Origin of the sequence: Variovorax atrisoli 110B (assembly GCF_000382045.1) — a bacterium.
Classification (GTDB): Bacteria; Pseudomonadota; Gammaproteobacteria; order Burkholderiales; family Burkholderiaceae_C; genus Variovorax; species Variovorax atrisoli.
This window is the reverse complement of record NZ_KB907450.1, coordinates 164382-190576: the sequence shown is the minus strand read 5'-3', so window position 1 is coordinate 190576 and position 26195 is coordinate 164382. Positions and strand designations below refer to the sequence as shown.

24 protein-coding genes are annotated in these 26195 nt (G+C 69.8%); 11 read left to right on the top strand and 13 right to left on the bottom strand.

Annotation, left to right across the window (positions count from 1 at the left end; translation table 11 throughout):
- Nucleotides 1-100: 100 nt before the first annotated feature.
- Complete coding sequence (locus G369_RS0100915) at nt 101-937, top strand: CmcJ/NvfI family oxidoreductase (protein ID WP_019652089.1); 837 nt, start codon at nt 101-103, stop codon at nt 935-937.
- Complete coding sequence (locus G369_RS0100910; RefSeq protein WP_019652088.1) at nt 934-1542, top strand: 2-hydroxychromene-2-carboxylate isomerase; 609 nt, start codon at nt 934-936, stop codon at nt 1540-1542. The genes G369_RS0100915 and G369_RS0100910 overlap by 4 nt, the downstream gene beginning before the upstream one ends.
- Here the strand turns inward: G369_RS0100910 and G369_RS0100905 are convergent.
- A complete protein-coding gene (locus tag G369_RS0100905; protein WP_026346119.1) occupies nt 1531-2445 on the bottom strand; it encodes a LysR substrate-binding domain-containing protein in 915 nt (304 codons plus the stop codon). The genes G369_RS0100910 and G369_RS0100905 overlap by 12 nt on opposite strands.
- Nucleotides 2446-2535: 90 nt before the next feature.
- Here G369_RS0100905 and G369_RS0100900 point away from each other — a divergent pair, with 90 nt between their 5' ends.
- Nucleotides 2536-3474 carry an aldo/keto reductase gene (locus tag G369_RS0100900; RefSeq protein ID WP_019652086.1) on the top strand — a complete coding sequence of 313 codons (939 nt, stop codon included), beginning with the start codon at nt 2536-2538 and terminating at the stop codon, nt 3472-3474.
- Here the strand turns inward: G369_RS0100900 and G369_RS0100895 are convergent.
- The 7 genes from G369_RS0100895 to G369_RS0100865 all read right to left on the bottom strand — a co-directional run bounded on the left by G369_RS0100895 (nt 3461) and on the right by G369_RS0100865 (nt 11672).
- The gene (locus G369_RS0100895) at nt 3461-4423 is read right to left on the bottom strand and encodes a Bug family tripartite tricarboxylate transporter substrate binding protein (protein WP_019652085.1); all 963 of its coding nucleotides are present in this window, start codon (nt 4421-4423) and stop codon (nt 3461-3463) included. The genes G369_RS0100900 and G369_RS0100895 overlap by 14 nt on opposite strands.
- Before the next feature lie 14 nt (nt 4424-4437).
- On the bottom strand, nt 4438-5571 hold the full coding sequence (locus G369_RS0100890; protein ID WP_019652084.1) for a porin: 1134 nt from the start codon (nt 5569-5571) through the stop codon (nt 4438-4440).
- A gap of 129 nt (nt 5572-5700) precedes the next feature.
- Entirely contained in the window at nt 5701-7410 is a 1710-nt protein-coding gene (gene ilvD, locus G369_RS0100885; RefSeq protein ID WP_019652083.1) for a dihydroxy-acid dehydratase, read from the bottom strand.
- Nucleotides 7407-7862, bottom strand: coding sequence for an aconitase X swivel domain-containing protein (locus G369_RS0100880; protein ID WP_019652082.1), 456 nt, complete (start codon nt 7860-7862; stop codon nt 7407-7409). Before G369_RS0100880 ends, ilvD begins: the two co-directional genes overlap by 4 nt.
- Nucleotides 7863-7923: 61 nt before the next feature.
- Entirely contained in the window at nt 7924-9219 is a 1296-nt protein-coding gene (locus G369_RS0100875; protein ID WP_019652081.1) for an aconitase X, read from the bottom strand.
- A 53-nt stretch (nt 9220-9272) separates the two neighbouring features.
- Entirely contained in the window at nt 9273-10118 is an 846-nt protein-coding gene (locus G369_RS0100870; RefSeq protein ID WP_019652080.1) for an IclR family transcriptional regulator, read from the bottom strand.
- 93 nt (nt 10119-10211) lie between these two features.
- Nucleotides 10212-11672 carry an FAD-dependent oxidoreductase gene (locus G369_RS0100865; RefSeq protein WP_019652079.1) on the bottom strand — a complete coding sequence of 487 codons (1461 nt, stop codon included), beginning with the start codon at nt 11670-11672 and terminating at the stop codon, nt 10212-10214.
- A gap of 155 nt (nt 11673-11827) precedes the next feature.
- Between G369_RS0100865 and G369_RS0100860 the strand changes: the two genes are divergently transcribed.
- Nucleotides 11828-12823 (top strand): Bug family tripartite tricarboxylate transporter substrate binding protein, encoded by a 996-nt coding sequence (locus G369_RS0100860; RefSeq protein ID WP_019652078.1) that lies wholly within the window; start codon nt 11828-11830, stop codon nt 12821-12823.
- Nucleotides 12824-12828: 5 nt separating this feature from the next.
- Nucleotides 12829-13845 (top strand): Bug family tripartite tricarboxylate transporter substrate binding protein, encoded by a 1017-nt coding sequence (locus tag G369_RS0100855; RefSeq protein ID WP_020722899.1) that lies wholly within the window; start codon nt 12829-12831, stop codon nt 13843-13845.
- A gap of 39 nt (nt 13846-13884) precedes the next feature.
- On the opposite strand, the gene G369_RS0100850 is transcribed toward G369_RS0100855, so the two are convergent.
- Nucleotides 13885-14730, bottom strand: a complete 846-nt coding sequence (locus G369_RS0100850) for an alpha/beta fold hydrolase (protein ID WP_019652076.1) — start codon at nt 14728-14730, stop codon at nt 13885-13887.
- Nucleotides 14721-15281: a cytochrome b gene (locus G369_RS0100845; RefSeq protein ID WP_019652075.1), complete on the bottom strand. Its 561-nt coding sequence runs from the start codon at nt 15279-15281 to the stop codon at nt 14721-14723. Before G369_RS0100845 ends, G369_RS0100850 begins: the two co-directional genes overlap by 10 nt.
- 147 nt (nt 15282-15428) lie before the next feature.
- Here G369_RS0100845 and G369_RS0100840 point away from each other — a divergent pair, with 147 nt between their 5' ends.
- Nucleotides 15429-16895, top strand: a complete 1467-nt coding sequence (locus G369_RS0100840) for a glycosyltransferase family 2 protein (protein ID WP_019652074.1) — start codon at nt 15429-15431, stop codon at nt 16893-16895.
- A 31-nt stretch (nt 16896-16926) separates the two neighbouring features.
- Here the strand turns inward: G369_RS0100840 and G369_RS0100835 are convergent, their stop codons facing one another.
- Nucleotides 16927-17754 (bottom strand): DODA-type extradiol aromatic ring-opening family dioxygenase, encoded by an 828-nt coding sequence (locus G369_RS0100835; RefSeq protein WP_019652073.1) that lies wholly within the window; start codon nt 17752-17754, stop codon nt 16927-16929.
- Nucleotides 17755-17871: 117 nt separating this feature from the next.
- On the opposite strand from G369_RS0100835, the gene G369_RS35255 reads away from it, so the two are divergent.
- Both G369_RS35255 and G369_RS0100825 read left to right on the top strand, forming a co-directional pair.
- Complete coding sequence (locus G369_RS35255) at nt 17872-18792, top strand: LysR family transcriptional regulator (protein ID WP_038113894.1); 921 nt, start codon at nt 17872-17874, stop codon at nt 18790-18792.
- An 82-nt stretch (nt 18793-18874) separates the two neighbouring features.
- The gene (locus tag G369_RS0100825; protein WP_019652071.1) at nt 18875-20731 is read left to right on the top strand and encodes an ABC transporter ATP-binding protein; all 1857 of its coding nucleotides are present in this window, start codon (nt 18875-18877) and stop codon (nt 20729-20731) included.
- A 110-nt stretch (nt 20732-20841) separates the two neighbouring features.
- On the opposite strand, the gene G369_RS0100820 is transcribed toward G369_RS0100825, so the two are convergent.
- The gene (locus G369_RS0100820; RefSeq protein ID WP_026346116.1) at nt 20842-21270 is read right to left on the bottom strand and encodes a VOC family protein; all 429 of its coding nucleotides are present in this window, start codon (nt 21268-21270) and stop codon (nt 20842-20844) included.
- Between the two features lie 70 nt (nt 21271-21340).
- Between G369_RS0100820 and G369_RS0100815 the strand changes: the two genes are divergently transcribed.
- From G369_RS0100815 to G369_RS0100805, 3 genes are all read left to right on the top strand, one after another.
- Complete coding sequence (locus G369_RS0100815; RefSeq protein ID WP_019652069.1) at nt 21341-21946, top strand: TetR/AcrR family transcriptional regulator; 606 nt, start codon at nt 21341-21343, stop codon at nt 21944-21946.
- 384 nt (nt 21947-22330) lie between these two features.
- Nucleotides 22331-23743 (top strand): DUF2868 domain-containing protein, encoded by a 1413-nt coding sequence (locus G369_RS0100810; RefSeq protein WP_019652068.1) that lies wholly within the window; start codon nt 22331-22333, stop codon nt 23741-23743.
- Nucleotides 23740-25164, top strand: a complete 1425-nt coding sequence (locus G369_RS0100805; RefSeq protein ID WP_019652067.1) for a GTPase/DUF3482 domain-containing protein — start codon at nt 23740-23742, stop codon at nt 25162-25164. The genes G369_RS0100810 and G369_RS0100805 overlap by 4 nt, the downstream gene beginning before the upstream one ends.
- Here the strand turns inward: G369_RS0100805 and G369_RS0100800 are convergent, their stop codons facing one another.
- On the bottom strand, nt 25165-26151 hold the full coding sequence (locus G369_RS0100800) for a sialic acid TRAP transporter substrate-binding protein SiaP (protein ID WP_019652066.1): 987 nt from the start codon (nt 26149-26151) through the stop codon (nt 25165-25167).
- Nucleotides 26152-26195: the final 44 nt, after the last annotated feature.

The window sequence follows — 26195 nt, the reverse complement described above, 5'->3', positions numbered from 1 at the left end:
CCGACTTTCACATTCCCGATGCTCATGCGAAGGCGCCAAAAAGTCGTTTGAGCCCAAGGCGCTGCCTCGCTCCAATGGACCCATCCAAAGGAGCCATTGCATGACCACCCAGAGCACCGTCACCGCAGGCCTGAACTACCTCCAGCCTTCCGCCCTGCGCCCCTTCAGCTACACCTTCCAGCCGCCGCCAGACACGCCTTGGGAAAGCGGCAGCTACGAACTGCGCCCCATGCCGATCGCCGACGCGCGCACCGCCGCCACGCCGCCCGACATCGAGCGTGAGGGTTTCGTGCTGCGCGACGCGCCCACGGCAGTGCGCGACTTCCTCGACGACGCGGAGGTCACCGCCGTCTACCACCGCGAGGTGGCCGAGCTGGCGCGCGCCGTCACCGGCGGCGCACGCGCCTTTGTGTTCGACCACCTGGTGCGCCGGCGCGAGGCCGACCGCACCGCTTTAAGCTTCGGCCGCCGCGCGACCGACGGCCGGGCCGCTGCCAACGGCCGCATCCACAACGACTACACCGAGGAATCCGGCCGCCGCAGGCTCGCACTGGTGCTGACCGATCCCGAAGAGGCCGCGGCCGTGCGCCGCTACTGCATCGTCAATGTCTGGCGCTCGATCAAGGGCCCGGTGCTCGACACGCCGCTGGCCGTGTGCGACGCGCGTTCCGTGATGGCGAAGGACCTGGTCAGCGCCGAGGTGCGCTATCCGCGCCGCACCGGCGAGATCTACCTGGCGACGCATTCGCCCACGCACCGCTGGTCGTACTTCTCCGCGATGGACCGGCACGAGGCGCTGGTCTTCAAGCAGTACGACTCGCAGCTCGGCGGCGTCTCGCGCTACACCCCGCACGCTGCCTTCGACCATCCCGAAACGCCTGCCGACGCGCCGCTGCGCGAGAGCATCGAGGCCCGCTGCCTGGTGGTGTTCGAATGAGCGCCGCCATCGAGTTCTGGTTCGACTTCGGTAGCAACTACAGCTACCTGAGCACCATGCGCATCGAGGCCGAAGCCGCCGCGCACGGCATCGCCGTCCGCTGGCGGCCCTTCCTGCTGGGGCCGATCTTCCGCTCCTTCGGCTGGGAGTCGTCGCCCTTCGTGCTGCAGAAGGAAAAGGGCGACTACACCTGGAAGGACATGGCCCGCCAGTGCCGCAAGTACGGCCTGCCGTGGCAGCGGCCGAGCCACTTTCCGCGCCCTGCCGTGCTGCCGCTTCGCATCGCGCTGGTGGGCGCCTCGCAGCCGTGGATGGGCGAGTTCTGCCGCCGCACCATGTCGATGAACTTCGCCGAGGACCGCGACATCGATTCGCCCCAGGCCATGCACGAGCTGCTGGGCTCCCTTGGCCTGCCGGCGCACCGCGTCATCGAAGAGGCGCTGTCGGACGCCAACAAGCTGCGGCTGCGGCGGCAGACCGAGACGGCGGCCGAGAAAGGCATCTTCGGCGCGCCCACCTTCTTCGTGGACGACGAGATGTTCTGGGGCAACGACCGGCTCGACGAGGCGATCGCGTTCTGCAAGGCGCAGGCCTCAGCCGACTGACGACCTTCGCGCCTCGTCCACCAGCCATTCGGCGACGTGGCGCACGTCCTCGCGCGGCGACTCCTCGGCCTGGATCAGCCAGTAGGCGTGGCCCGAAGGCTGCGCCGGCGAGGGCGCCGCGATGCGCACCAGCCTGCTGTCGTCGAGCAGCGGCTGGATCAGCTCCAGCCGCCCCAGCGCCACGCCCTGCCCGGCCAGCGCGGCCTGGATCAGCTGGTCGTACTGGTTGAAGTGCAGCACCGCCTGCGGCTTCGCGTCGGCCCAGCCCACCGACGCGAGCCAGTCCTTCCACTGCAGCCAGGGGTGCTGTGGATCGTCGAAGGCCAGAAGGCACTGCCCGGACAGCACACCGGGCCCATCGAGCGAGCGCAGCCCGAGCGAGGGATGCGCCACCGGTGCCACCGTCTCCCCGAAGAGCCGCACCGCGCCGGCCGGCGCCAGCGCGGGCGTGGTGTATCGGATGGCCAGGTCGATGCCGTCGTTGCGCAGGTCGGCCAGCCGGTTGTTGGAGGACACCCGCACGTCCACGCCCGGATGCAGCTTCTGCACCCTGCCCAGCCGCGGCAGCAGCCACAGCCCGGTCATGCCGATGCTCGCGCTCAGCGTCACGGGGCGCTGCTCGCCGGACTGGCGGATGCCGCCCATCACGTCCTGCAGTTGCTGCACCGCGCCGTCGGCGCTGCGAAAGAGCCGCTCGCCCTCGGGCGTGAACGAGATCGAGCGGTGCCCGCGCACCAGCAGCGCCACGCCGAGCAGAGATTCGAGCGCGTGGATCTGCTTGCTGACCGCCGACTGCGTGAGGCACAGGTCCTGCGCCGCGAGCGAGATGCTCATGCGCCGGCCCACCGCGACGAAACCCCGCACCAGGTCCAGAGAGGGCATGCGAAGCAGGGAGAGTGGCATTCCCATGGTGAATATGAGGCAGCGAAAAGGCGGATTGGAGCACAGGGTGGGGCATCGCGCCCGGCGCCGCGCCGCCGGATACTGGGCCGGATGCCACCCCGGAACGACTTTCCAGCCCTCACCCGCGCCGAACTGCTGCGCCTGGGCGTCGCGCTGTGCGCCGGCGCCGCGCTACCGGCCCTTGCCCAAACCCAGTCCAAGCCCACGATGAACACCCGCCCCATCCCCTCCACCAAGGAAGCGCTGCCCGTCATCGGCTGCGGCACCTGGATCGGCTTCGACCAGCGCCCAGGCAGCGAGGAATACGCGCGCCTGCCAGGCGTGCTCGATGCCCTCTTCGCGGCCGGCGGCACCCTGATCGACAGCTCACCCATGTACGGCCGCTCCGAGGAAACCACCGGCGAGCTGCTGGCCACGTCGAAACAGCAGGCCAGGGCCTTCCTCGCCACCAAGGTCTGGACCTCGGGCCGCGAGGCCGGCATCGCGCAGATGGAGCAGTCGTTCTCGCGGCTGCGCACCCGGCGCATGGACCTGATGCAGGTGCACAACCTCGTGGACTGGCGCACGCACCTCGCCACGCTGCGCGGCTGGAAGGAACAGGGCCGCGTGCGCTATATCGGCATCACGCACTACACCGCCTCGGCCTACGGCGACGTCGAGGCCGTGCTGAAGGCGGAGAAGCTCGACTTCCTGCAGATCAACTACTCGCTGGACGCACGCGAGGCCGAGCAGCGCCTGCTGCCGCTGGCCGCCGAGCGCGGCGTGGCGGTGATCGTCAACATGCCCTTCGGCGGCGGCGGACTGCTGCGCCGGCTGCGCGACAGGCCGCTGCCGCCCTGGGCCGCAGAGATCGGCTGCACCAGCTGGGCGCAGGTGCTCCTGAAGTTCGTGCTGAGCCACCCGGCCGTGACCTGCGCCATACCGGGCACCAGCCGCCGCGAACACATGGCGGACAACGCGGCGGCCGGCACGGGCAGCTTTCCCGATGCGGACTTCTGGCGCCGCGAGGCCGCCGCTATTCGAACTTGACGTTGTGCTCGCGCACGGTGGCGCCGAAGGCGTCGTACTGCGTATGGAAGAACTCGGTGAACTTCGCGGGGCTCATGCCGTAGCCCTCGAAGCCCTGCTGCACCAGCTGCGAGTGCACCTCGGGGCGCTTGAGCGTGTTCTGCAGTTCCTGCGAGAGCCGGTCGGTGATCGCCTGAGGCAGCCCCGGCGGACCGAAGAAGCCGGCCCACGGCGTGATGGTGAGCTTGCCCAGGCCCAGCTCGCCGCCGGTGGGCACGTCGGGCAACAGGGCGCTGCGCTGCGGCAGCAGCGTCACCAGCGCTCGGATGCGCCCTTCCTTGACGAAGCCCGGCGCCAGCGTGCCGGTAGTGAACATCATCTGGATCTGCCCGCCGAGCAGGTCGGTCATGGCCTGCATGTCGCCCTTGTAGCGCGCGTTGACCACCTTGCGGTCGCCCAGCAGCTGCAGCATCGCGAGCTCCGAGGCGCTGTTGCTCGACGCCGAATTGAGCGCCCCCGGCTTCGATGCCACGAGCGCGAGCAGTTCGTTCACGCTCTTGACCGGCAGGCTCGCCGGCACCACCAGGAACATCGAGAACTGCCCGGCCGAGCTGATCGGCGTGAAGGCCTTGAAGGGGTCGTAGGGCGGCGTCGGCCGCAGCGTGGGCGCGGCCACCATCGCGGTGTTGGTGCCCATCAGCAGCGTGTAGCCGTCGGGCCTGGCCGACGAGGTGGCCTGCGCGGCGAGCACGCCGTCGGCGCCGGGGCGGTTCTCCACGATCACCTGCTGGCCGAGCTGCTTGGCCAGCCCCTCCGCGATGATGCGCGTGAGCACGTCGGCGCCGCCGCCGGCCGCGAAGCCCACGATCAGCTTGAGCGGCTTGTTGGGGAACGCATCGGCGCTCCATGCCGCCGCACCGGGCAGTGCCGCGGCCGCGAGGGCCGCCAGGGTCAGGGTTCTGCGTCGCATGAGATGCCTCCGTTTCAGAACAGATGGCGCACGCCGAATTCCCAGCCGGTCGAGCGATGCCCGGCCGCCGGCGCCACGCCGCCGCTGACCACGTAGCGCCCCTGTCCGCTGTTCATCAGCCGCGCATAGGTGCCGTAGAGCGCGGTGCGCTTCGACAGGTTGTGCACGTAGCCGATGCCGAACTGCCGCGCGTCGTCGCGGTTGCGCGGCATGCCGTTGGCGTTGCGCAGGTTCTCGTCGCTGCGGTCGTCGAGGTAGGCGTAGCTGATGCGGATGCGCCCGACCTCGAAGGCCGGGATGTGCGCGCCGATCTCGGCCGTGTTCTTGCGCACCGTGCCGGCCGCCAGCTTCACCGTCACCTTGTTGTAGAGCGCGAAGAACTTGGCGAAGCCCGCGTCCCACGAGCCGCCGATATTGGCGTGCGTGTAGTTGCCGACGGTGGCGGTGGCGTTGAACTTCGAGCGCGTGACCGCCGCCGCCACATCGAAGGCGCCCGATGCGAAACCGAGGCGTGCGCCGGCGAAGTTGCCGTCGTGGCGGTTCGCCAGGGTCGAGTCGTTCTCGCCGGTCCCCACTATTGCCATGCCGTAGAAGCCGCCGATGTTGGGCGGCAGCCAGTAGCTCACGGTGTTGCTGCCGGTGATGGTGGTGGGCAGCGGCCCCGTGCCCACGGACGCGAAGGTCAGGTTGCCCGCGCGCGCCACGCCGTTGGCGTTGAAGGGGTCGAAGTAGATGCTGTTGTAGTGCGTGGGAATGAAGTCGTGGCCCAGCCGCAGCTCGCCCAGCGTGTCGGACGAGAGGCTCACGAAGGACATGCGGTCGAAGGTGATCGGGCCCGCCGTGCCCGCGCCGCTCGCCTGGTTGTTGGAATTGCTCGGGCGGCCGGTGCCGGTGTCGGGGTTCAGGCTGCCTTCGAGCCAGAAGCCCGCGCGCAGGCCGCCGCCGAGGTCCTCGGTGCCGCGAAAGCCGAGCCGGCTGGTGGAGAGACCGCCGTTCGACAACGCCTTCACCGAGCCGCCGCCCGGGCCCGCGCCGTTCGTGTACTGGATGCCGAGGTCCATCACGCCGAACACGGTGACGCTGGATTGCGCCTGTGCCACGCCGGTGCCGGCCAGCCCCAGCGCCGACCACATCAAGATTCTCTTCATGGTTTGCTTGTCTCCTGCTTCTTTTCTTGGGTTGAAAACTCTGTCGAACGAACGAAGGCGCGCAGGGCTGCGCCACCGGATGCGCTCGGGTGTGCGCACCGGTTGGCGAAAGCCGGGGTTGGAAGAGGTCTAGCCCGGTGGCGCGGTGCGCTCGATGCGCTCGGTACGCACGAGCACGGCGCCCTTCGACAGCGGCCCCACGTTGCGCCGGTACTGCTGCAGCCAGCCGGTGTCGTTCACCGGCGGCGGCGACTGCCAGCAGTCGCGTCGCGCCTGGAGTTCTGCGTCGCTCAGGTCGATGTCGAGGCGGCGTGCGTCGAGGTCGATGGTGATGAGGTCACCGTCTCGCACCAGCCCGAGCGGCCCGCCGAGCGCGGCTTCGGGCGACACCTCGGCCACCACGAGGCCCTTGCAGACCAGGCCCGACAGGTGGCCGTCGGTCAGCAGCGCGACCTGGTCGCCGAGCCCCGCGCCGTCGACCGCGAAGACCACGCGCGACGCGCCGCCGCCCATCGCCGGACCGCCGCAGGCACCGGCACCGCGCATCACGATCACCTGGCCGGGCACGATCTCGCCCTTCTTCAGCGCGGCGATGGCTGCGTCCGAGGTCCAGAAGCACACGGCCGGGCCGGTGAAGCGGCGCACCTTGCGCTCGGCGATGCCGGTCTTGATGAGGCCCGACTCCGGCGCGAGGTTGCCGCGCAGCAGCACGATGGCAGGCAGCGGCGCCACGGGCCGGCCGATGGGGCGGATCACTTCGGCATTGGCCACCTCGGCATCGCGCAGGTTGTCGGCGAGCGTGCCGCCGGTGACGGTGCGCACGCCGGTGTCGAGCAGCGGCTCCAGCTGCTTCATCAGCGCGCGGCAGCCGCCGGCCGCCTCGAAGGCTTCGATGGAATCGCTTCCGATGGGACGCACGCCGGCCAGCACCGGCGTCTCGGGGCCCAGGCGCTCGAACATGCCGTAGACGTCGACGCCGGTCTCGCCCTCGGTCGCCACCGCCTGCAGGTGCTTGGCGGTGTTGAGCGAGCCGCCGATCGACAGCACCGCGCGCACCGCATTGGCGAAGGCGCCGGGCGTGAGGATGTCGCGCGGCTTAAGGTCGTCCCACACCATCTGCACGATGCGAGTGCCGGCCGCGCGCACGTCGGCCATCATCTTCGGGCTCAGTGCCGCCACCGGCGCGCTGCCGGGCAACGCCATGCCGAGGGCCTCGCAGACGACGTGCATCGAGTTGGCAGTGCCCAGGCCGGAGCACACGCCGGGGCCGCGGATGGCCTCGCGGCTCATGCCCACGAGTTCCTCCACCGGCAGGTTGCCCGTGACCGCATGCATCGCGCCGATGAACACTTCCTCGATGTCCATGTGGTGGCCCTTGTACTCGCCGCTGGGCTGATAGCCGCAGGGCACGAGCAGCGTCGGGATGTTCAGCCGCGCGGCGGCCATCAGCTGACCCGGAACGGTCTTGTCGCAGGAGGTGAGGCAGACCATCCCGTCGAGCTGCGCGCCTTCGACGGCCACCTCGATGTCGTTGGTGACGAGGTCGCGCGCCGCCAGCATGTAGGCGCCGCGCGCACCCGCGCCGGTGATGAAGTCGCTGGGCGCGGCCGTGCGGATCTCGAAGGGCACGCCGCCCGCCGCGCGGATGGCTTCCTTGATCTCCGCCGCCACGCGGTCGAGGTGGCTGAAGCAGGCGGCCAGCTCCGAGGAGCTGTTGACGATGGCGATCTTGGGCTTCTCGCAGTCCTCCTCGGGAATGCCGAGCGCGCGCCAGTGCGCGTTGCGCACCGACCAGAGGTAGGAGCCGCGCGGGAAGTTGCTGCGCAGTGGGCGGGTCATTCGGCACCTTCCTGTTTCTTCTTCGTGATCTCTACCACGCCGCGGTCGGCGTCCACGCGCACCCAGTCGCCGGTCTCGATGCATTCGAGCGGGTCGCGCTCGAAGTCGGTCATCGCGGGCGAGTGCGTGACCACGGCACCCAGCGCCATCTTGGTCGTCATCTCGTTGAACAGGAACGCGGCCGGCGCCGAGTTCATGAGCCGCGTCATGTGGAACATGGCCGACCAGCCCGAGGAGCCCTTGGCCCCCGGGAACACCAGCACCTTGCCCGCGAAGCTCTGCCCGCGCAGCTCGTGCCGCGTCTCGACGACGGTGCCGGTGCGCGGATCGATGCCGCCCCAGCCCGAGATGCGGTCGCGCGTGACCAGCGCCTCGCCTTCCGCAACGCCGCCCACCACCTTGCGGCCGCGGATGACGAGGGTCTGTTGTTCGGTAATGACTGCGGTGTTCATTGCAATACCTCCGTGCTTCGCACTGCGGTGCGAGCTTGCTTGGGGCGGCCCGGCGCGTCGCTCATGCATAGCCTCCGTTCCAGCGCCCGGTGCAGGCCGCGTCGATGCATTCGGCGGTGCTGCCGAACCAGGCCTGCACGCCGAGGATGGCGGGCAGGTAGTGCGCCTGCTTGGCGGAATCGAGCGCGACGGTCTTCGTGCCCTTGGGCACGGCGCGGCTCATGGCGGAACAGCTGTCGCCCATGATGATGCCGCCCGCGTCCTCGATGATCTTCGTGTAGCCGTTGCGATCGGCCAGCGCCTTGATGGCGCGCGGCGTGAAGATCCACAGCTCGCAGTCGGGGTGCACCTTGCGCCCTTCGATGAGCTGCGCGGCCTCCCAGATCTGCTCGATCGTGTAGTGCGGGCAGCCCAGCATCACGTATTGAACCTCGGCGTCCCTGGCCGTGATGTTGATCTTCTCGTAGGTGGCGCGGCGCTCGGCCTCTCCGTAGCGCAGCACCTCCACGGGCGCCCTTGCGCCGAGCGCCTGCTCGAGCGTGAGCGCCTCGGGCGTGACGCCCGCGATGTGATACATCTCCACGCCGCCCGAGGACGAGGCCGCCGCGCCGAAGTGCTTGAGCCTCGGCAGGTTCGGCACCCGCGAGATGCCGCGCCGGCTGTGCACCACCGGCACGCGCTCCTGCACGTGCTCGCCGATGTAGTAGCCGAGCAGGCCCCAGTCCTGCACCGATTCGACCTCGATGTCGAGCTCGACCACGTGCGTGGCATGGCGGTTCTGGTCGAGGTGATAGCCCCAGTAAGGGATGCGGCCGGTGAGCATGGCAGCGCCGGTGCTCTCGCGGCCTTCGGTGTTGGTGCGCGCGCCCAGCACCGAATTGCAGTACACGACCGCCGACGACTCCATCCATGCGCAGTGCTCGCCGCGCGTCGGAATGTTGCCGACCTGGTAGGGCGTGCAGGTGTTCATGATCTGAGCGCCGAGGCCGGCGGCATGGCGCTCGCTCTTCTCGTAGAAGCGCACGATCTCCTCGCTCACGCCCATGCGCTCGGGCTGGCCGGGGTCGAAGCCCAGCTGCAGGTGGCTGGTGAAGACCTTGAACTTCGGGATCTCGACGGTCTCCTGGCTGTCGAGGCTGAATTCGGAGAACACCGCGTCCATGCCGCCGCCCTTGGCGAGCGCGAAATCGCGCTGGAAGGGCGTGGTCGATGTGATGGTGGCGCACACGTTGCGCGTCTCGACCAGCCGCTCGGCGCCCAATGCTTCGCCGTAGCGCACCAGCAGGTCCATCGCCTTCTGCACGGCCGGGCCGTCGCGGCCGTCGTACATGGCTTTTTCTTCATCGCTCAGGTGCATGACCTGTGTCTCCGTTCTTCTGTCGTCATGGGGAATGAACCCCGGCCGGGCTGCTAGCCCGGCGAGGGCGTGGGTACGTGGCCGCCGATGTCGCGCGCGATGCTCAGCGCGATGTCGTGCAGGCGCGGCGCGAGTTCGTTGCGCAGCCGGTCTTCCGTGAACACGAAGGCGGCGCCGCCGCCGTTGAGCGCCATCACCTCGCCGTCGGGCCCGATGAGCGGCACCGACACCGAGTTGATCTCGCGGTGGAATTCGCCGAGCGACAGGCAGTAGCCCAACCGCTTCGACTCGCCGATGGCGCGGTTCATGCTGGGCGCGATGCTGTCCCATTCGGGGCCGCGCAGGAGGCGCATCGAATCGACGAGCTGGTTGCGCTGCGCCTCGGGCAGTGCCGAGAGGTACGCGCGGCCGAGCGCCGAGTTGGCAAGGGGTGCGCGCGAGCCGACGTCGAGCCGCGCCGAGAGCATCGACGAGCGCGGGCGGCAGGCTTCGATCAGCACCATCTCCATGCCGTCGCGCACGGCCAGGTAGACCGAGGCGCCGACCTCCTCCGCCATCGCCTGCATGCTGGGCCGTGCGGCGGCGCGCACGTCGAGGCTGCCGAGGAACACGCGCGACAGCGACACCACGCCCGGGCCGAGCATGAAGCGGTCGGGCGCCTGCGCCGGCTTGAGCATGCCCAGCGAGAGCAGCGTGGCGACCAGCCGGTTGACGGTGGCGCGCGGAATGCCGGTCATGCGCGCCACATCGGCGTGCCCGAGCACGGGCCGGTCTTCGCTGAAGCAGCGCAGCACCGAGATGCCGCGCTCCAGCGCGCTCACGGTGTCGGAGCGCTCGCCGCGCGCGTCGGCCTGCTGTTCGGCCTGGGGGAAAGAGGTGTCGTTCTTTTCGGTGGACATGGAGGAACCCTTCGCAAGACTCTCAGGATCGGGACTCCAGAATGTAGAGGCTCGCGGACGGAGGGTTGCCGGGTTCATGGCCGCGCAGTGCCATCAGGCGCCGGCCTCGGCCGTGGCGGGCGAAGCCGCCGCGCCCTGGCCCTGGCCTGCACCGGCGCGCAGGTACACGCCCTGCTCCAGCAGCGCGGACTGCAGCGCGCCCACGTCGACGAAGCGGGGGGCGATGCCGCCTCGCGAAGCGATCGCCGCGGCTACGCCGGCCGCCTGGCCAGTGATCCAGCACTGCGGGATCTCGCGCATGAAGCCGTGCGAGTTGCGGTCGCAGGAGATGTGGCGCCCGCAGGCCAGCAGGCCGTCGAGCTGCTTCGGCACCAGTGCGCCGTAGGGGATGGAGATGTTCGGGAACTTGGGCGAGACGGCAGGCGACACGCCGATCTCGTCGGCCAGCGGCACGCCGTCGGGCCACTGGCTGCGCAGCACCGAGCCCACGCCGACGAGTCGCCGTGCATGGCGCACGCCGATCTGCGGCGCGCTCAGCATCAAATAGGCGTTCTCGAAACCCGGCGCATGGGCGCGGAAGTAGTCGAGGTGCGCGGCCATGGCGCGGTGCGAGCGCACCTCCACGGCGGTGAGGTCGTCCACGTCGAGCGCGGAGTAGCCCGACTGGCGCGGCCCCATGAAGAGCGCCACGTCGTTGCGCCACGAGACGAAGGGCCGCTCGAACAGGCCGCACTGCTCGCGGCCGCCCGCCATGAAGGCGGTGAAGGCCTCGGGCTGGCCGGCCTTGAACTCGATCCAGCGGTTCATGTCCACGCCGCCGAAGAGCCAGGAGGTGTTCATGCAGTGATGCACGTCGGCCTCCTCGATGTCGTTCACGTACTCGGCGCCGGCGCGGGCGAACAGGTCGCCGTCGCCGGTGGCGTCGACCACCACGTCGGCCATGATGGCCATGCGGCCTTCCTTGCTCTCGAACACCACGCCCTTCACCGCGCCGTCCTGCACGATGGGAATGGCGGCCCACGAGTGATAGATGAGCTTGACCTTGCGCTCCAGCACGATCTCCTGCGAGAGCAGCTTCAGCCGCTCGGGGTCGATGGTGGGCGACCAGGTGACGACGCCGTGGTAGGCGGCGGTGCGCTGCGACCAGTGCGCGGCCTTGGCCGTGTCCTGCGAGCCCCAGTCCTCGCGCGCCGGGCCGGCGATGGCCTCGGCCGGCAGGCGGTCGAACAGCTCTTCGGCGAAGCCGCGGATCACCAGCTTGCCCTCCCAGTCGGTCATGCGGTCGATCCAGATGACCAGGCCGCCGGTCGACAGGCCCCCCAGGTGGTTGTAGCGCTCCAGCAGCGCAACGTCGGCGCCCGCGCGGGCCGCGGCGGCCGCGGCGGCGGTGCCCGAGGGGCCGCCGCCCACCACCAGCACGCCGCAGCGGTGATAGACCGGAATGCTCTTGCCGGGCTCGGCCCAGCTGCCGTGGTCAGGCCGCTTGACGCGGCTGTCGCGGTCGAAGATGTCGGAGGTCAGGATGCGCTCGTCGGTGCGGACGACAGTTTTCATGAATGCGTTCTCGGCTTGGCTTGTTTCGTCGTATTTTGATTTCACTTTCCATTTTGTCAAACTCAAAAGCCGATTGTTCGGGGTATTCCCTAGTAAATATGGATTTTTATGGATTTGAAGATCAATATTTAAAAAGCATTCCAACGGAGACATCGATGAAGAAACCTCACGGCACCCGCCGTGCCTTCGGCTCGGCCATCGGCGCCGCAGTGCTTCTGGGCCTCGCCCCCCTGGCCATGGCGCAGGACTTCCCGGCGCGCGGCAAGCCCATCCGCATCGTCGTGGGCTTCACCCCCGGCGGCGGCACCGACGCGCAGGCGCGCATCGTTGCGCAGAAGCTCGGCGAGGTGCTGGGCACCAGCGTGATCGTCGACAACAAGCCCGGCGCCAGCACCATGCTGGCGGCCAACGAGGTGTCGCGCGCCCAGCCCGACGGCTACACGCTGCTGTACGCGCCCTCCTCCACCATGGCGCAGAACCCGCACACCTTCGCGCAGGTGCCCTACGACCCGTTCAAGGACTTCACCGCCATCTCGATGGGCGGGCGCGGGCCGCTGGTGCTGTCGCTGAGCACCAGCGTGCCGGTGAACAACGTGAAGGAGCTGGTGGCCTACGTGAAGTCGCACCCCGGCAAGGTGAGCTACGCCTCGTTCGGCGCGGGCACCTCCTCGCACATCTACGGCGAGGCCTTCGTGAAGAAGACCGGCATCGACGCGGTGCACATTCCGTACAAGGGCGGCTCCGACGCGGCGAAGGACCTGATCGGCGGGCGCGTGCAGTACATGTTCGACTCGGCCTCCTCGGCCATCATCACCGCCTCCACCGGCAAGGTGAAGATCCTCGCGGTGGCCGCCGGCTCGCGCATCGCGGCGCTGCCCGACGTGCCCACCTTCGCCGAGCAGGGCTACGCCGGGCTCGACCTGCCGAGCTGGCTGGGCTTCTACGGCCCGGCGCGCATGCCGGCGCCGGTGGTGGAAAAGCTCAACGCGGCGCTCGCCAAGGTGCTGGCGATGCCGCAGGTGCAGGAGTTCTATCGAAGCGGCGGCTACGAGGCTGGCGCCACCACGCCGGCCGAGTTCGCGAGCATCACGCGCTCGACCTACGACAGCTGGGGCGCGATGGTGCAGCAGGTCGGATTGGTCAAACAATGAGCGACATGACGGCTTCTTCCTCCTTCTCCTCTTCGCTGCAGCGCCGGCGCTTCGCGGCCTGGCTCGCGCTCGGCGCCGCAAGCCCCCTGCTGCCGGCCCGCGCCGCCGCGCCCTTCCCGGAAAAGGGCCGCACCGTCCGCATCGTGCTGGGCCTGGCGGCCGGCGGCGCCTCGGACGCGCAGGCGCGCTTCGTAGCGAACAAGCTCGGCGAGGTGCTGCAGACGCCGGTGATCGTGGAGAACCGGCCGGGCGCGAGCTTCATCCTCGCGACCGAGGAGGTGATCCGCTCCGCGCCCGATGGCTACACCTTCATGTACGCGCCCTCCTCCGTGGTGGCGCAGAACCCGCAGACGCTGGCGCAGGTGCGCTACGACCCCTTCAAGGACCTCACGCCGATCTCGCTCGGCGCGCGCGGCCCGCTGGTGCTGACCGTGCACACGAGCGTGCCGGCGCGCACGGTGCAGGAGCTGGTGGCGTACATCAAGGCCAACCCGGGAAAGATGAGCTACGCCTCCTTCGGCACCGGCACCTCCTCGCACATCTACGGCGAGGCCTTCGCGCGGCAGGCCGGGCTGGACGTGGTGCACGTGCCGTACAAGGGCGGCGCCGACGCGGCCAAGGACTTCCTCGCGGGCCGCGTGCAGTACTACTTCGATGCCGCGCCCAACGCCATCCAGAACACCGCCACCGGCAAGGTCCGCATGCTGGCGGTGGCCGCGCCCAAGCGCAGCCCGATGCTGCCCGACGTGCCCACCATGGGCGAACAGGGCGTGAGCGGCGTCGACATGCCGAGCTGGCTGGGCTTCTACGGGCCGGCGCGCATGCCGGCGCCGGTGGTGGAGAAGCTCAACGCCGCGCTGGCGCAGGTGCTGGCGATGCCGGCCACGCGCGACTTCTTCCGCCAGGGCGCATACGAAGCCGAATCGTCGAGCCCGAAGCAGCTGGCCGACCTGACGCGCTCGACCTACGACCAGTGGGGCGACATCATCCGCAAGCTGGGGCTGGTGAAGCAGCAGCAATAGCAGCTTCAATGGCAGCCGCCATCGCGGCCGCAGCGAGGCTCAGCGAAAGAACTCCACGAGCCGCGCGTTGACCTCGTCGGCGCGCTCGTACTGCGCCCAGTGCCCCGCGCCGTCGATCACCACGCCTTCGCGCCCCGGGCCTTCGGCAGCGAGCTGCGCCACCAGCGGGCGCGGATCGGCCGTGACGTCGAACTCGCCCCACAGCAGCAGCGTCGGCACACCCATCGTGGCCAGCGCCTGCTGCAGCCCGCCCGACTGAGACACCTCCTTGCTGCGGAAGCGCGTGCCATGGCAGGAGACGTCGTGGATGGCGAAGGCCAGCTCGTCGATGGCGGCGGCGTCGTGCAGCATCAGCGCCCCCAGGTTGTGCAGCAGCGCCGCGCGCTCGGCCTCGCGGTCGGGGGCGGCGCGCCAGTTGATCATCTGCGCCGTCATGCGCCGCAGCGTGCCGTGGCCGCCGCTGCCGATCAGCGCGAGGCGGCGGACCGCCCCGCGTCCGGCACCGAAGCGCGCCGCCGTGAGCCCCCCGAAGGAGAAGCCGCCGAGGTCGATGACGGTGCCCGCGCCGACGAGCTGGTCGAGCGTGCCGCCGAGCGCGGCGAGCAGCGGCCGCAGCGGGTCTTCGCCGGGTGCCGCGCGCGGCGGTGCGTCCGATTCGTTGAAGCCGGGCATGTCGGGCAGCCACAGCGTGCGGCCGGCCGAGAGCGCCTCGGCATTGAGCAGCCAGTGCATCCAGCTGCCGTGGCCGCCGTGCAGCAGCACCAGCGGCGGACGGCTGGCGTCCGAGCCGAAGCGGCGCCAGCGCACGCGCACGCCCTCGTGCACCGCGTCGTGATGGGTCGAGAGCGCGTCGATGCGCGCGATGAGGTCGGCGTTCAAGGCCACATCCTCTGCAGTTCGCGTTCGCCGTCGAGGAACTGGTGCTTCAGCGCGGCCAGCACGTGCAGGCCGACGAGCACGTACAGCACGTAGCCGGCCCATTCGTGCACACCGCCCAGCACGGTGTGCCAGGTCTCCTTCACCGTCGGCTCGATCGCCATGATCCAGCCGATGCGCGGCCATTCGAACAGGCCGAAGAGCTGCATCGGGTGCGTGGCGGCGTCCTTCCAGGCCGAGTCGTGCATCCAGCCCGACAGCGGCAGCAGGATCATCAGCACGTACAGCGCACCGTGCGCCAGGTGGGCCGCGAAGCGCTCGAAGGCGCCGTAGGAGCCCGGCATGGCCGGCGGCTTGTGCGTGGCGCGCCAGAGGATGCGCATGATGACCAGGCCCAGCACCGTGATGCCTATGGACTTGTGGGTGTCGACGGCCGGGCGCACCCACTCGTCGGGATAGCGGTCGACCAGCAGGATCAGCGCGATGTTGATGATCATGAGGACCGCGATCAGCCAGTGCAGCGCGATCGCGGTTCGGGTGTAGCGGGTTTGTGCGAGCATGCGGGGAATTTTCGGGCGGGTGCCGACTCAGTCGGAAGCGCGTGCGATTGTCCGGGCATTCCCCGGGCTTTTCGAAACCGCAGGCCGAGTATTTGCGTATCACGAACCTCCGACCGACCGATCGACAGCCGCCCTGGCCCACTTTCCTTGAACGATCCTCTACAAAGCGCCTTCCTGGCCGCGTCGCCGCGCCTGTCTCCCCCCGCCACGCCGCTGCGCAGCTGGCTCATCCACGGGGGCGTGCTTGTGCTGTGGGTGCTGCTCTTCGCCATGGCGTTCAAGGCCGTCGACGTCGGGGCGTGGTCCGTGGGCGTGGCCTACGTGCTGTACGACACGGTGCTGCTGCTGTTCGTCGCGTGGATGACGCTGCCGATCCTGCGGCCACGGCCGGCGCCTTCGCCCGCGGCAGCCGCGCGGCGCGACTCCCTGGGCGTGATCGTCGCCTCGCACAACGAGGCCGCCGTGCTGCCGGTGACGCTGGCCGCCCTGCTCGCCCAGACCGACCTGCCCGACCGCATCGTGATCGCGGACGACGGCTCGAGCGACGGCACGGCCGAGCTGCTCACCACGCGCTACGGCCTCGTCGCTCCCGGACTCGGCGAGCTGAGCGCTCCCAGCTCTCTGCATCCGTCGCTGCGCTGGCTGCGGCTGCCGCACGGCGGCAAGGCGGTGGCGCTGAACGCGGCCATCCTGTGCATCGACACCGACATCGTGCTCACGGTCGACGGCGACACCCTGCTCGACAGCCGCGCCATCGGCGCCGTGCGCCGTGCGTTCTCGCAGGAGCCGGAGCTCGTCGCCGCCACCGGCGTCATCACGCCCGTGTGCAGCCGCACGCTGGCCGGCCGCTGCTTCCAGTGGTTCCAGACCTACGAGTACATCCGCAACTTCCTCTCGCGCTACGCATGGATGCGCGTCAACGGCCTGCTGCTGATCTCGGGCGCCTTCGCGGGCTTTCGCACCGAGGCCGTGCGCGCGGTGGGCGGCTTCGACACCGACTGCCTGGTCGAGGACTACGAACTCATCCACCGCCTGCACCGCCACGCCCAGGCCCATGGCCTGCCATGGACGGTGCGCGTGCTCGGCGACGCGCAGGCGCACACCGACGCGCCGAGCAGCACCGGCGCCTTCCTGCGCCAGCGCCGCCGCTGGTTCGGCGGCTTCCTGCAGACGCAGTTCTGGTACCGCGCCATGGTCGGCGACCGGCGCTACGGCTGGCTCGGCGTCGCAATGCTGCCGGTGAAGGCCGTCGACACGCTGCAGCCGCTCTACGGTCTGGCCGCGTTCGGCCTGCTGCTGGTGTACCTGGTGCGCGGCAACCTCGGCGTGCTGGCGCCCGTGGCCGGCGTGATCGGCGCGAAGATCGTGCTCGACCTCGTCTTCCACCTGTGGTCGGTGCACCTGTACCGCCGCTGGCTGGGCGCCGCCGGCGAGGCCGCCAAGGTCGGATTCGCGCAGGCCTTCGCGGCCGCGCTGGTCGAGCCCTTCACCTTCCAGATCCTGCGGCACACGGGTGCGGCGTGGGGCTGGTGGACGTTCCTGACGGGGCGCGGCACCTGGGGCCGGCAGACGCGGGTGGGGCTGGTCGACGCCGACGGGGCTCGGCGCGGCTGAGCGCCCGTCCCCTTGTCTCTTATTTCTGGCGTCAGGCCCCGAACCGGAAGCTCGACACCACCAGCCCGCCCATGAAGGCGTCCTCGTGATAGACGCGCTCGCCGGCTTCGCCCTCGGCCGCGCCCACGGCCACCATCAGCGGAATCAGGTGCTCCTCGCGCGGATGCGCCATGCGCGCCGCGGGAGCTGAATCCCACTGCAGCAGCTGCGCGCTGCGCTCGCCGGGGGAGCTCTTTACCACGGCAGCGTCGAGCCAGTCGTCGAAGGCCTTCGACACGCCGTGCGCCTGCGGACCGAAGTTGCGCAGGTTGTGGTAGCTCAGCCCGCTGCCGACGATCAGCACGTTCTCGTCGCGCAGCGGTGCGATCGCGCGGCCCAGCGCGAGGTGCTCGGCGGGGTCGAGGCCGCGGCGCAGCGACAGCTGCACCACCGGCACATCGGCCTTGGGATAGATGGCCGCCATCGGCGAGAACATGCCGTGGTCGTAGCCGCGCTGGGGGTCGATCTGCGCCGGCAGGCCGGCGGCGGCGATGAGCGACTGCACGCGCTGCGCCAGCTCGGGCGAGCCGGGCGAGTCGTAGTGCACCTCGTAGGTGTGCGGGGGAAAGCCGCCGTAGTCGTAGATCATCGGCGGCTTCGCGCTGCCCTGCACGGTGAAGACGGGTGCCTCCCAATGCGCCGAGACCATGAGGATGGCGGCGGGCGTGCGGCCGATCTGGCGCGGCATGTCGGCCAGCGAGGCCTCGAGCTGGTCGTAGGTCGGGCCCATTTCCTTCTTCATCCAGGGCCAGGGGCCGCCGCCGTGGGAGATGAAGTAGGTGGGCAGGCGGGGCGAAGCGGAAGTGTTGTCGTGGGTCAAGTCGATGCTCCTCGATGAAAGCGTTGGATCGACTGTAGACATTTCCTTGGAGGAAATCGACAGGCTACGATGCATCGGATCAGTTCCTGCCAGGAAATCTTCGACAAGGATGCGCACATGGACCGGATGACCAGCCTGCGGGTGTTCCGCGAAGTCGTGGAGGCGGGCAGCTTCGTGGCGGCGGCCGAACGGCTGGGCATGTCGCCGCCGATGGCGAGCAAGCACGTGGCGCAGCTGGAGAAGTCGCTGGGCGCGCGGCTGCTGCACCGCTCCAGCCGGCACCTGAGCCTGACCGAGGCCGGCACCGCCTGGTACGAGCAGAGCCGCCGCGCGCTCGACCTGCTCGACGAGGCCGAGGCCGCCATCGGCCAGACCAGCGACGTGCCGCGCGGCCTGCTCAAGGTGAGCGCGCCCGTGTGGTGCGCCACGCCGCGCTTCGCCCGGGTGCTGGCCGACTACCGCGAGAAATACCCCGAAGTGCTGGTCGACATGCACCTGGAGAACCGCAAGGTCGACCTCGCGGCCGACGGCTACGACCTCGCATTGCGCGCCACGCAGGAGCCCTCGCCCGCGCTGATCGCGCGCCCGCTGTGCCAGGTGCCCTTCTTCCTCGCCGGCACCCCCTCCTATCTCGAGCGCATGGGCGGCGTGCCCGCCGTGCCGGCCGACCTCGCGAAGCTCGGCGCCATCGTGCCCAGCTACGTCAACCTGGACAACCTCGCACTCAGGGGCCCGGGCGGGCGGATGTTTCCGCTGCGGCTGGCGCCGGCCATGCGCTCGGACGACACCACGCTCACGCTGCACGCGGTGCGCGCGGACATGGGCATCGCCTACATGCCCACCTGGCTGATCGACGAGGACATCGCGCAGGGCCGGCTGCTGAGGCTGCTGCCGGACTTCGAGGCCACGCCGGTGACGCTCTTCGCGGTCTACACCAGCCGGCAGTACATGGCGCCCAAGCTGCGCACCTTCATCGACTTCCTGGGCGAGCGGCTGGGCCCGCCGGCGGCCGCCCAGGGAGGCCGCGCGGCCCGCTGAACGCTTGCTGAAGAACGCACCTTTTCGGGGCAAGGTCATGCATGCGCGGCTAAAGTCCTGAGCTCTCCGGGAGACTGCGCCCTTGTTCCGATTCTTCGAAAAACTCCTCCACCCCTACCCTGCCGCCGAGCCCGCGATGCCGCCGCAGGGCTTCTTCGCCTTCCTCTGGGCCTGCACGCACGGCGTGCGCGGCAAGATCGCGGTGATGGCGGTGCTCACCGCCGCGATGTCGATCTTCGAGGCGGCACTGTTCGCCATCCTCGGGCGCATCGTCGACTGGCTCGCGGGCCAGGAGCCCTCGCGCCTGTGGCAGGACCGCGGCGGCACGCTCATGTGGCTGGCCGCCTTCCTCGTCATCAGCATCGTGGTGGTGGCGCTGCAGACCATCGTGAAGCACCAGACGCTCGCGGTGAACCTGCCGATGCGCCTGCGCTGGAACTTCCATCGGCTGATGCTGGGCCAGAGCATGGCCTTCTACCAGGACGAGTTCGCCGGCCGCATCACGGCCAAGGTGATGCAGACCGCGCTGGCGGTGCGCGACACCATCTTCGTGCTGGCCGACGTGCTGGTGGCCATGGGCGTGTACGTGGCCACGATGATCATCCTGGTCGGCCTGCTCGACACGCAGCTGGTCTGGCCCTTCCTGATCTGGCTGGTGCTGTACGTCTGCTCGCTCGTCTACTTCGTGCCGCGCCTGGGCAAGGTCGGCAAGGAGCAGGCGGACGCGCGTGCGCTCATGACCGGCCGCGTGACCGACGCCTACACCAACATCGCCACCGTCAAGCTGTTCTCGCACACCCAGCGGGAGGCCGGCTTCGCGCGCGACGCGATGCGCGAGTTCATGAAGACCGGCTACGGCCAGATGCGACTGGTGAGCGCCTTCGAGATCGTGAACCACACGCTGAGCATGGGCCTCACGGCCGGCATGGCGGGCGTGGCGCTGTGGCTGTGGTCGCACGGCGCGGTCGGCGTGGGCGCGGTGGCGGCGGCCACGGCGATGGCGCTGCGGCTGCAGGGCATGTCGCACTGGATCATGTGGGAGATGACCAGCCTGTTCGAGAACATCGGCACGGTGCAGGACGGCATGAAGACGCTCTCGCGCCCGCGCGCAGTGCTCGACGCGCCCGACGCCAGGGTGCTGGAGGTGCCGCGCGGCGAGGTGCGCTTCGAGCACGCGAGCTTCCGCTACGGCGATGCGGGCCGCCGTGTGATCGACGACCTGACGCTGACGGTCAGGCCCGGCGAGAAGATCGGCCTGGTCGGCCGTTCGGGCGCGGGCAAGTCGACGCTGGTGAACCTGCTGCTGCGCTTCCACGACCTGGAGAGCGGCCGCATCCTGATCGACGGCCAGGACATCGCGCACGTCACGCAGGACTCGCTGCGCAGCCACATCGGCATGGTCACGCAGGACACGTCGCTCATGCACCGCTCGGTGGCAGACAACGTGGCCTACGGCCGGCCCGATGCGACGAAGGAGCAGATCGAGGCTGCGGCCAGGCGCGCGGAGGCGCACGACTTCATCCAGACCCTGGGCGACGCGACCGGCCGGCGCGGCTACGAGGCGCACGTGGGCGAGCGCGGCGTGAAGCTGTCGGGCGGCCAGCGCCAGCGCGTGGCCATCGCGCGCGTGATGCTGAAGGACGCGCCGATCCTGCTGCTCGACGAAGCCACCAGCGCGCTCGACTCGGAGGTGGAGGCCGCCATCCAGCAGAGCCTCTACACGCTCATGGAAGGCAAGACCGTGATCGCGATCGCGCACCGGCTCTCGACCATCGCAGCGATGGACCGCCTCATCGTGCTCGACGAAGGCCGCGTGGTGGAAGAAGGCGATCACCGCACGCTGATGGCGCAAGGCGGTCTCTATGCGCGGCTGTGGGCCCACCAGAGCGGTGGCTTCCTGGGCGACAGCCTCGAAGAGGACGAGGCGCTGCGCGCCTGAGGAGCCTTCTCCGCGAAACACCGTGGAACCGGCTTTGCCGGGCCACAGGTGTTGCCCCCCGGAAGGGGGTTGGCGTAGCGACACGAAGTGCGCGAAGCCTGGGGGAGAACCTAGCCCGGCAAGGCACCGGCCTCGTATTGGGCGACGAACTCCCCGCTCGGCGGGATCGGCTTGATGATGTCGATCAGCACCCCGTTCGGATCGCGCGTGATGAAGTGGCGCTGGCCGAAGGCCTCGTCGCGCAGCGGCAGCAGGATCGGCAGGCCGGCGGCCTTCAGCCGGTCGTGCACCGCGTCGGGGTCGTCCACCTCGAAGTTCAGCAGCGTGCCGCCTGCCACCTGGCCGCGCGCGGCTGCGGGAATGGTCTCGTGGCGGCTGTCGAGCACGGCGAGGTTCACCGAGGGCTCATCCGCCATCTGCAGATGCACGTACCAGTCGCTCGTGAAGAGCGGCATGAAGCCGAAGTGCGTCTTGTAGAAATCCGCGGTCGCCGCGACGTCGGCGGTCATGAGAACGGGGTAGTAGCTCGTCACTTTCACGATGGGCCCTTTCATTTAACATACAGACTGCATGTAAATTGAATATAACTTACAGACAGGCTGCATGTAAATGAGCAAGACCACATCGGCGACCGTCAGGACCAACCGCGAGCGCACGGAAACCACCCGCCTCGCCCTGCTGGACGCGGCGCGTGCCCTGTTCGTCGGCAAGGGCTACGCCGACACCTCCACGCCCGAAATCGCGGTGGCCGCGGGCATTACGCGCGGGGCGCTGTACCACCACTTCGAGGACAAGCGCGACCTGTTCCGCCAGGTGCTGCAGCGCGAAAGCCAAGCCGTGGCGGCCGACATCGAGGCGGCCGCGCCCGAGCAGCTCTCGCCGCGCAAGGCGCTGCTCGAAGGCAGCAAGGCCTACCTGAACGCGATGACGGCGCCGGGCCGGACGCGGCTGCTGCTGATCGACGGGCCCGCCGTGCTCGGCATGGAAGAAATCATGGCGCTGGACGACACCACCTCGGCCGCGTCGCTGCGCCAGGGCCTGGAGCGCGCCGGCGTGGGCAGGGACGAGGCCTCGCTCGACGCGCTCACCCCACTGCTCTCGGCCGCCTTCGACCGCGCCGCGCTGGCCATCGACGCAGGCGCGGACGCCGAGGAAACCCGCACCGCGATGCTGTGGCTGCTGGAGCGCGCGCTCGGGCCCGCTCGTCAACCCTGACGGCTCGCTCCGGCTCGGCGCTTCACACCCGCCTACACCACCCGCCGCCCCCTGCCGACAGTGGCGCCGCGATACCGGCGCGATGCTGAAGCCATCGTCAACACTGAGGAGTAATCGCGTGAATTCCATCATCTACATCGTCGGTCTGGTCGTGGTGGTCGTTGCCGTTCTTTCGTTCTTCGGCCTGCGCTGATCCACGAGCCCTGCTCATCCCTTCAAACGGGGCCGTTCGCGGCCCCGTTCTTCGTCGTGCCCTCGCGGGAATCCGCCGGAACCCGCCGGGCATAATTTGCGCGGCCCCGCCCCGCTCGACCACCGTGTCGCGCCCGTTGCGCAGGGCCTCATCGACTCATCCGGATACAGATCGGCTTCAAAGGGACCCTGTTGACCAACACCGCGCTGCGCGACCCCGCCTTTACCGACGCGGTGATCACCGAGGCCATCCGATGGACCGAGCAGAGCGGGCCGCTCGACGATGCACAGGCGCTGCGCACCGCGGCCTCCCGCACGACAGATCCGCACCGCCAGGTCACCGAGCGCGCGCTGCTGCTCGGAGAACGCATCGGCCTGCAGCCTGAACTCGCGCGTGCGCGGCAGTGGGCGCCCTGGGTGCTGATCGGCCTTTCGGCGCTGATCGTCATCGCCGGCCTCGGGCTCGCGGGCAACGTGGTCGGCGGGGGCGAGCGCCACATCAACGTGATCGTCGCGCTCGCAAGCCTGCTCGGCCTGCATGCGCTGACGCTCGTGCTGTGGCTCGCCGGGCTGTGGCTGCCGCTGGGTTCCTTCAGCACCGCCTCGCTGGGCTGGATCTGGCTGTCTCTCACCGCACGCGTGGCCGGCGGCAAGCGCGGGCAGGCGCCGGTTCTGGTGCGCGCGGCCACCGGGCTGCTCTCGCGCGCGAGGCTGCTGCCCTGGGCCTTCGGACTCGTGAGCCACGGGATCTGGTCGCTGTCTTTCGCGGTGGTGCTGGCCGCGATGCTTTTCGCGCTCGCGTTCCGCAGCTACACGCTGAGCTGGGAGACGACGATCCTGGAGCCGGAATTCTTCGTGCATGCGGTGCAGGCGCTCGGCTGGGCTCCGGCGAAGCTGGGTTTTCCGGTGCCCGATGCCGCGACCGTGATGGCCGCCCCCGGCTCCCCTGGCTCGGTGAATGCGGCCGGGCAGCGCACCTGGGCGCTGTGGCTCACCGGCTGCATCCTGGTCTACGGCTTTCTGCCCCGGCTGGTGCTGACCCTTTTGAGCGGCGCCATCCTGCACAGCCGCCGCAAGGCGCTGCAGCCCGACTGGCGCGAGCCCTACTACCGCAAGCTGCTGGCCCGCTTCGCCGCGATGGCGCCGGCAGCCATCGTCGATGCCGACCCGGGCCGCCTGCGCAGCGCCACGCCATCGGGCCTGCCGGCCTCGGAACTGCACGACGCCCTCTTCGTCCTCGGCTTCGAGCTGCCGCCCGACATGCCCTGGCCGCCGGCCGCGCTGCCCGCGGCCATTGCAGCGCAGGCGCAGCGCATCGACGGCAGCGCCCCCGCGCGGCGCGCCGTGCTCGATCAACTGGCCCGAATCCATCCGCGCACCGTGCTGATGGTCTGCCACGCAGCCTCGAGCCCCGACCGCGGCACCGAGCGCTTCCTTCGCGAGCTGCTGGCGCACTGCGGCGAATGCCGCCTGTGGCTGGCCGACTCGCCCGGGGCCGACGCCACGCAGCGCTGGCTCGACTGGCTGCGCGACACCGGCCTGGAGCGCGTCGCCGCCAGCGAACGCCTCGAAGCCGCCCTGCCCGAAAGCGCCATCGCCCCATGACGCAGCAGCCCATCCGCATCGCCGTCGTCGGCCACACCAACGCGGGCAAGACCTCGCTGCTGCGCACGCTCACGCGCCGCGTCGACTTCGGCGAGGTGTCGCAGCGCCCGGGCACCACGCGCCATGTGGAGTCGGTCGATCTCGACGTGGATGGCGAAGCCGCCGTGCGCTTCTTCGACACGCCGGGCCTGGAAGACGCCGTCGCGCTGCGCGAGCACCTGGCCGCCGGTTTCGACGCGCAGGCCACGCCGCCGGAGCGCATCCGCCAGTTCCTGCGCGGGCCCGAGGCGCACGGCGTGTTCGAGCAGGAGGCGAAGGTTCTGCGCACCATGCTCGACATCGACGCCGCCTTCCTGGTCATCGACGTGCGCGAGCCGGTGCTGCCCAAGTTCCGCGACGAGATCGAACTGCTCAACTCCTGCGCGCGACCTGTGCTGCCGGTGCTCAACTTCGTGCGCGACGCCGCCAGCCGCGAGCCGGCGTGGAAGGAACTGCTCTCGGCCTACGGCCTGCACGTGCAGGTGCGCTTCGACGCGGCGGCCCCCTTCGTGGGCGCCGAGCGCGACCTGTACGGCGACCTCGCCACGCTGCTGCGCGATCGCCGCGAGCTGCTGCGCGGCGTGGTCGATTCGCTGGCTGCCGAAGCCGCACGTCGGCGCGAATCGGCGTGCTCGCGCATCGCCAGCCTGCTGGTCGATGCCGCGGCGGTGCGGCGCACGGTGCCGTCCACCGAGTTCGCCGACGACGCGCGCCGCAAGGCCCTCGTTGCCGCGCTGCAGAAGGAGGTGTTCGACAAGGCCCAGCGCTGCACCGACGACCTGCTCGCGCTCTACGGCTTTCGCCAGGGCGATGCCGACGAGGCGCCGCTTCCGATCATCGAAGGCCGCTGGACGCTGGACTTCTTCAGCCCCGAGGCGATGAAGGATGCCGGCCTGCGCCTAGGCAAGGGTGCCGTCATCGGCGCGGCGGTGGGCGTGGTGGCCGACCTCGCGGTGGCCGGCATCTCGCTCGGGGCTGGCGCGGCGCTCGGCGGCGCCATCGGCGGCGCGGTGTCGCAGGGTCTGGGGCCGCTCGGGCGCAAGCTGGCCAACAAGCTGCGCGACGTGCACGAGCTCACCGTGGAAGACGGCGTGCTCTTCACGCTGGCCGCGTGGCAGCTGAAGCTGACCCAGGCCCTGGAACTGCGCGGGCACGCAGCCACGCAGCGCATCACCGCCGAATCGCCCGAGGACGGCGATGCGCCCACGCGCGCTGCCGCCGCCGCGGTGCGCGCCGCGCAGCCGGCGCGCAACCATCCCGAATGGGAAGCCGCCGGTATCACCTCCCGCAGCTTCTGGCGTCCTTCGCCGCAGCGCGAGGCCCTGGTGGCGCAGCTGTCGACGGCGCTGCAGCGCGCCTTCGAAGCGGCGCCCCAGCCCTAGTCAGTTCACCAGCGCCTGCAGCCGCGCATAGTCGCCCGGCCGCGCGCCCAGCTGCTCGGGCGTGGAACGCTTGACGACGCGCTCCTGGAACAGCTGCCGGTTGGCCGGCGACACGGTCATGCCCTTGTCGCGCAGGAACTTCTCGTCTTCCAGCTCGCCGGCGATCACGCCGACGTTGGTCCACTTCGCGGTGTCCGCCAGCACCTTCTCGACCATCGCCTGCTGCTGCGGATTCAGCCTGCCCCACGCCGCCTTGCCGATGACGATGCCCAGCGTGTCGTAGACGTGCGAAGTCAGCAGCACGTACTTCTGCACTTCGTAGAGCTTCTTCGACTTGACGATGTCCAGCGGGTTTTCCTGCGCCTCGACCTCGTTCTTCTTGAGCGAGCCATACAGGCTCATGAAGGGCAGCGTCACCGGCTTGGCGTCGACCGCGGTGGCGAAGAGCTGGTAGGCCGCGGCAGTGGGAACGTACAGGCGCAGGTCGCGGAAGTCTTCGGGCCTGGCCAGCGGCTTTGCCGATGTGACCTGGCGCGCGCCGTAGTAGACGGAGGCGACCATGCGGTTGCCGCTTCTCTCGTTGTAGCCCTTCATGAGCTCGGCCAGCAGCGGGCTCGCCAGGTACTTGCGCATGTGGTCGAGGTCCTTGAAGGCGAAGGGATAGCTCGCCAGGCTCAGCGGCGGATAGCCCTCGGCCAGCGTGGCCTGGCCGACGTAGGCGATCTGCATCGAGTCGTTGGCCAGCATGAGCGGATAGTCGCCCTCCTGTCCCAGCTTGGAGGAAGGCACCACCTCGATCTTGATCTTGCCTTCGGACTGCTCGGCGATCTTGCGCGCCGCCAGCTCGGCCTGCTGGTGGAAGATGCTCATGGGCTCGTAGACGTGGCCCCACTTGAACTGCAGCGTCTGCGCATGCGCAGCCACCGCGCCCGCGAACGCCATGCAAAGAAAAACACCGGCGCGGCGCCACGGCAACAAGCTTTTCATCGACTCTCCCTCGGGTTGAAAACAGCCCGGCCCCATGCAAGATC

What these genes read in the sequence shown, in the direction of transcription:
- G369_RS0100915 (WP_019652089.1), top strand. Translation starts at nt 101, where the DNA reads ATGACCACCCAGAGCACCGTCACCGCAGGCCTGAACTACCTCCAGCCT.
- G369_RS0100910 (WP_019652088.1), top strand. Translation starts at nt 934, where the DNA reads ATGAGCGCCGCCATCGAGTTCTGGTTCGACTTCGGTAGCAACTACAGC.
- G369_RS0100905 (WP_026346119.1), bottom strand. Translation starts at nt 2,445, where the DNA reads ATGCCACTCTCCCTGCTTCGCATGCCCTCTCTGGACCTGGTGCGGGGT.
- G369_RS0100900 (WP_019652086.1), top strand. Translation starts at nt 2,536, where the DNA reads ATGCCACCCCGGAACGACTTTCCAGCCCTCACCCGCGCCGAACTGCTG.
- G369_RS0100895 (WP_019652085.1), bottom strand. Translation starts at nt 4,423, where the DNA reads ATGCGACGCAGAACCCTGACCCTGGCGGCCCTCGCGGCCGCGGCACTG.
- G369_RS0100890 (WP_019652084.1), bottom strand. Translation starts at nt 5,571, where the DNA reads ATGAAGAGAATCTTGATGTGGTCGGCGCTGGGGCTGGCCGGCACCGGC.
- ilvD (WP_019652083.1), bottom strand. Translation starts at nt 7,410, where the DNA reads ATGACCCGCCCACTGCGCAGCAACTTCCCGCGCGGCTCCTACCTCTGG.
- G369_RS0100880 (WP_019652082.1), bottom strand. Translation starts at nt 7,862, where the DNA reads ATGAACACCGCAGTCATTACCGAACAACAGACCCTCGTCATCCGCGGC.
- G369_RS0100875 (WP_019652081.1), bottom strand. Translation starts at nt 9,219, where the DNA reads ATGCACCTGAGCGATGAAGAAAAAGCCATGTACGACGGCCGCGACGGC.
- G369_RS0100870 (WP_019652080.1), bottom strand. Translation starts at nt 10,118, where the DNA reads ATGTCCACCGAAAAGAACGACACCTCTTTCCCCCAGGCCGAACAGCAG.
- G369_RS0100865 (WP_019652079.1), bottom strand. Translation starts at nt 11,672, where the DNA reads ATGAAAACTGTCGTCCGCACCGACGAGCGCATCCTGACCTCCGACATC.
- G369_RS0100860 (WP_019652078.1), top strand. Translation starts at nt 11,828, where the DNA reads ATGAAGAAACCTCACGGCACCCGCCGTGCCTTCGGCTCGGCCATCGGC.
- G369_RS0100855 (WP_020722899.1), top strand. Translation starts at nt 12,829, where the DNA reads ATGACGGCTTCTTCCTCCTTCTCCTCTTCGCTGCAGCGCCGGCGCTTC.
- G369_RS0100845 (WP_019652075.1), bottom strand. Translation starts at nt 15,281, where the DNA reads ATGCTCGCACAAACCCGCTACACCCGAACCGCGATCGCGCTGCACTGG.
- G369_RS35255 (WP_038113894.1), top strand. Translation starts at nt 17,872, where the DNA reads ATGGACCGGATGACCAGCCTGCGGGTGTTCCGCGAAGTCGTGGAGGCG.
- G369_RS0100815 (WP_019652069.1), top strand. Translation starts at nt 21,341, where the DNA reads ATGAGCAAGACCACATCGGCGACCGTCAGGACCAACCGCGAGCGCACG.
- G369_RS0100805 (WP_019652067.1), top strand. Translation starts at nt 23,740, where the DNA reads ATGACGCAGCAGCCCATCCGCATCGCCGTCGTCGGCCACACCAACGCG.
- G369_RS0100800 (WP_019652066.1), bottom strand. Translation starts at nt 26,151, where the DNA reads ATGAAAAGCTTGTTGCCGTGGCGCCGCGCCGGTGTTTTTCTTTGCATG.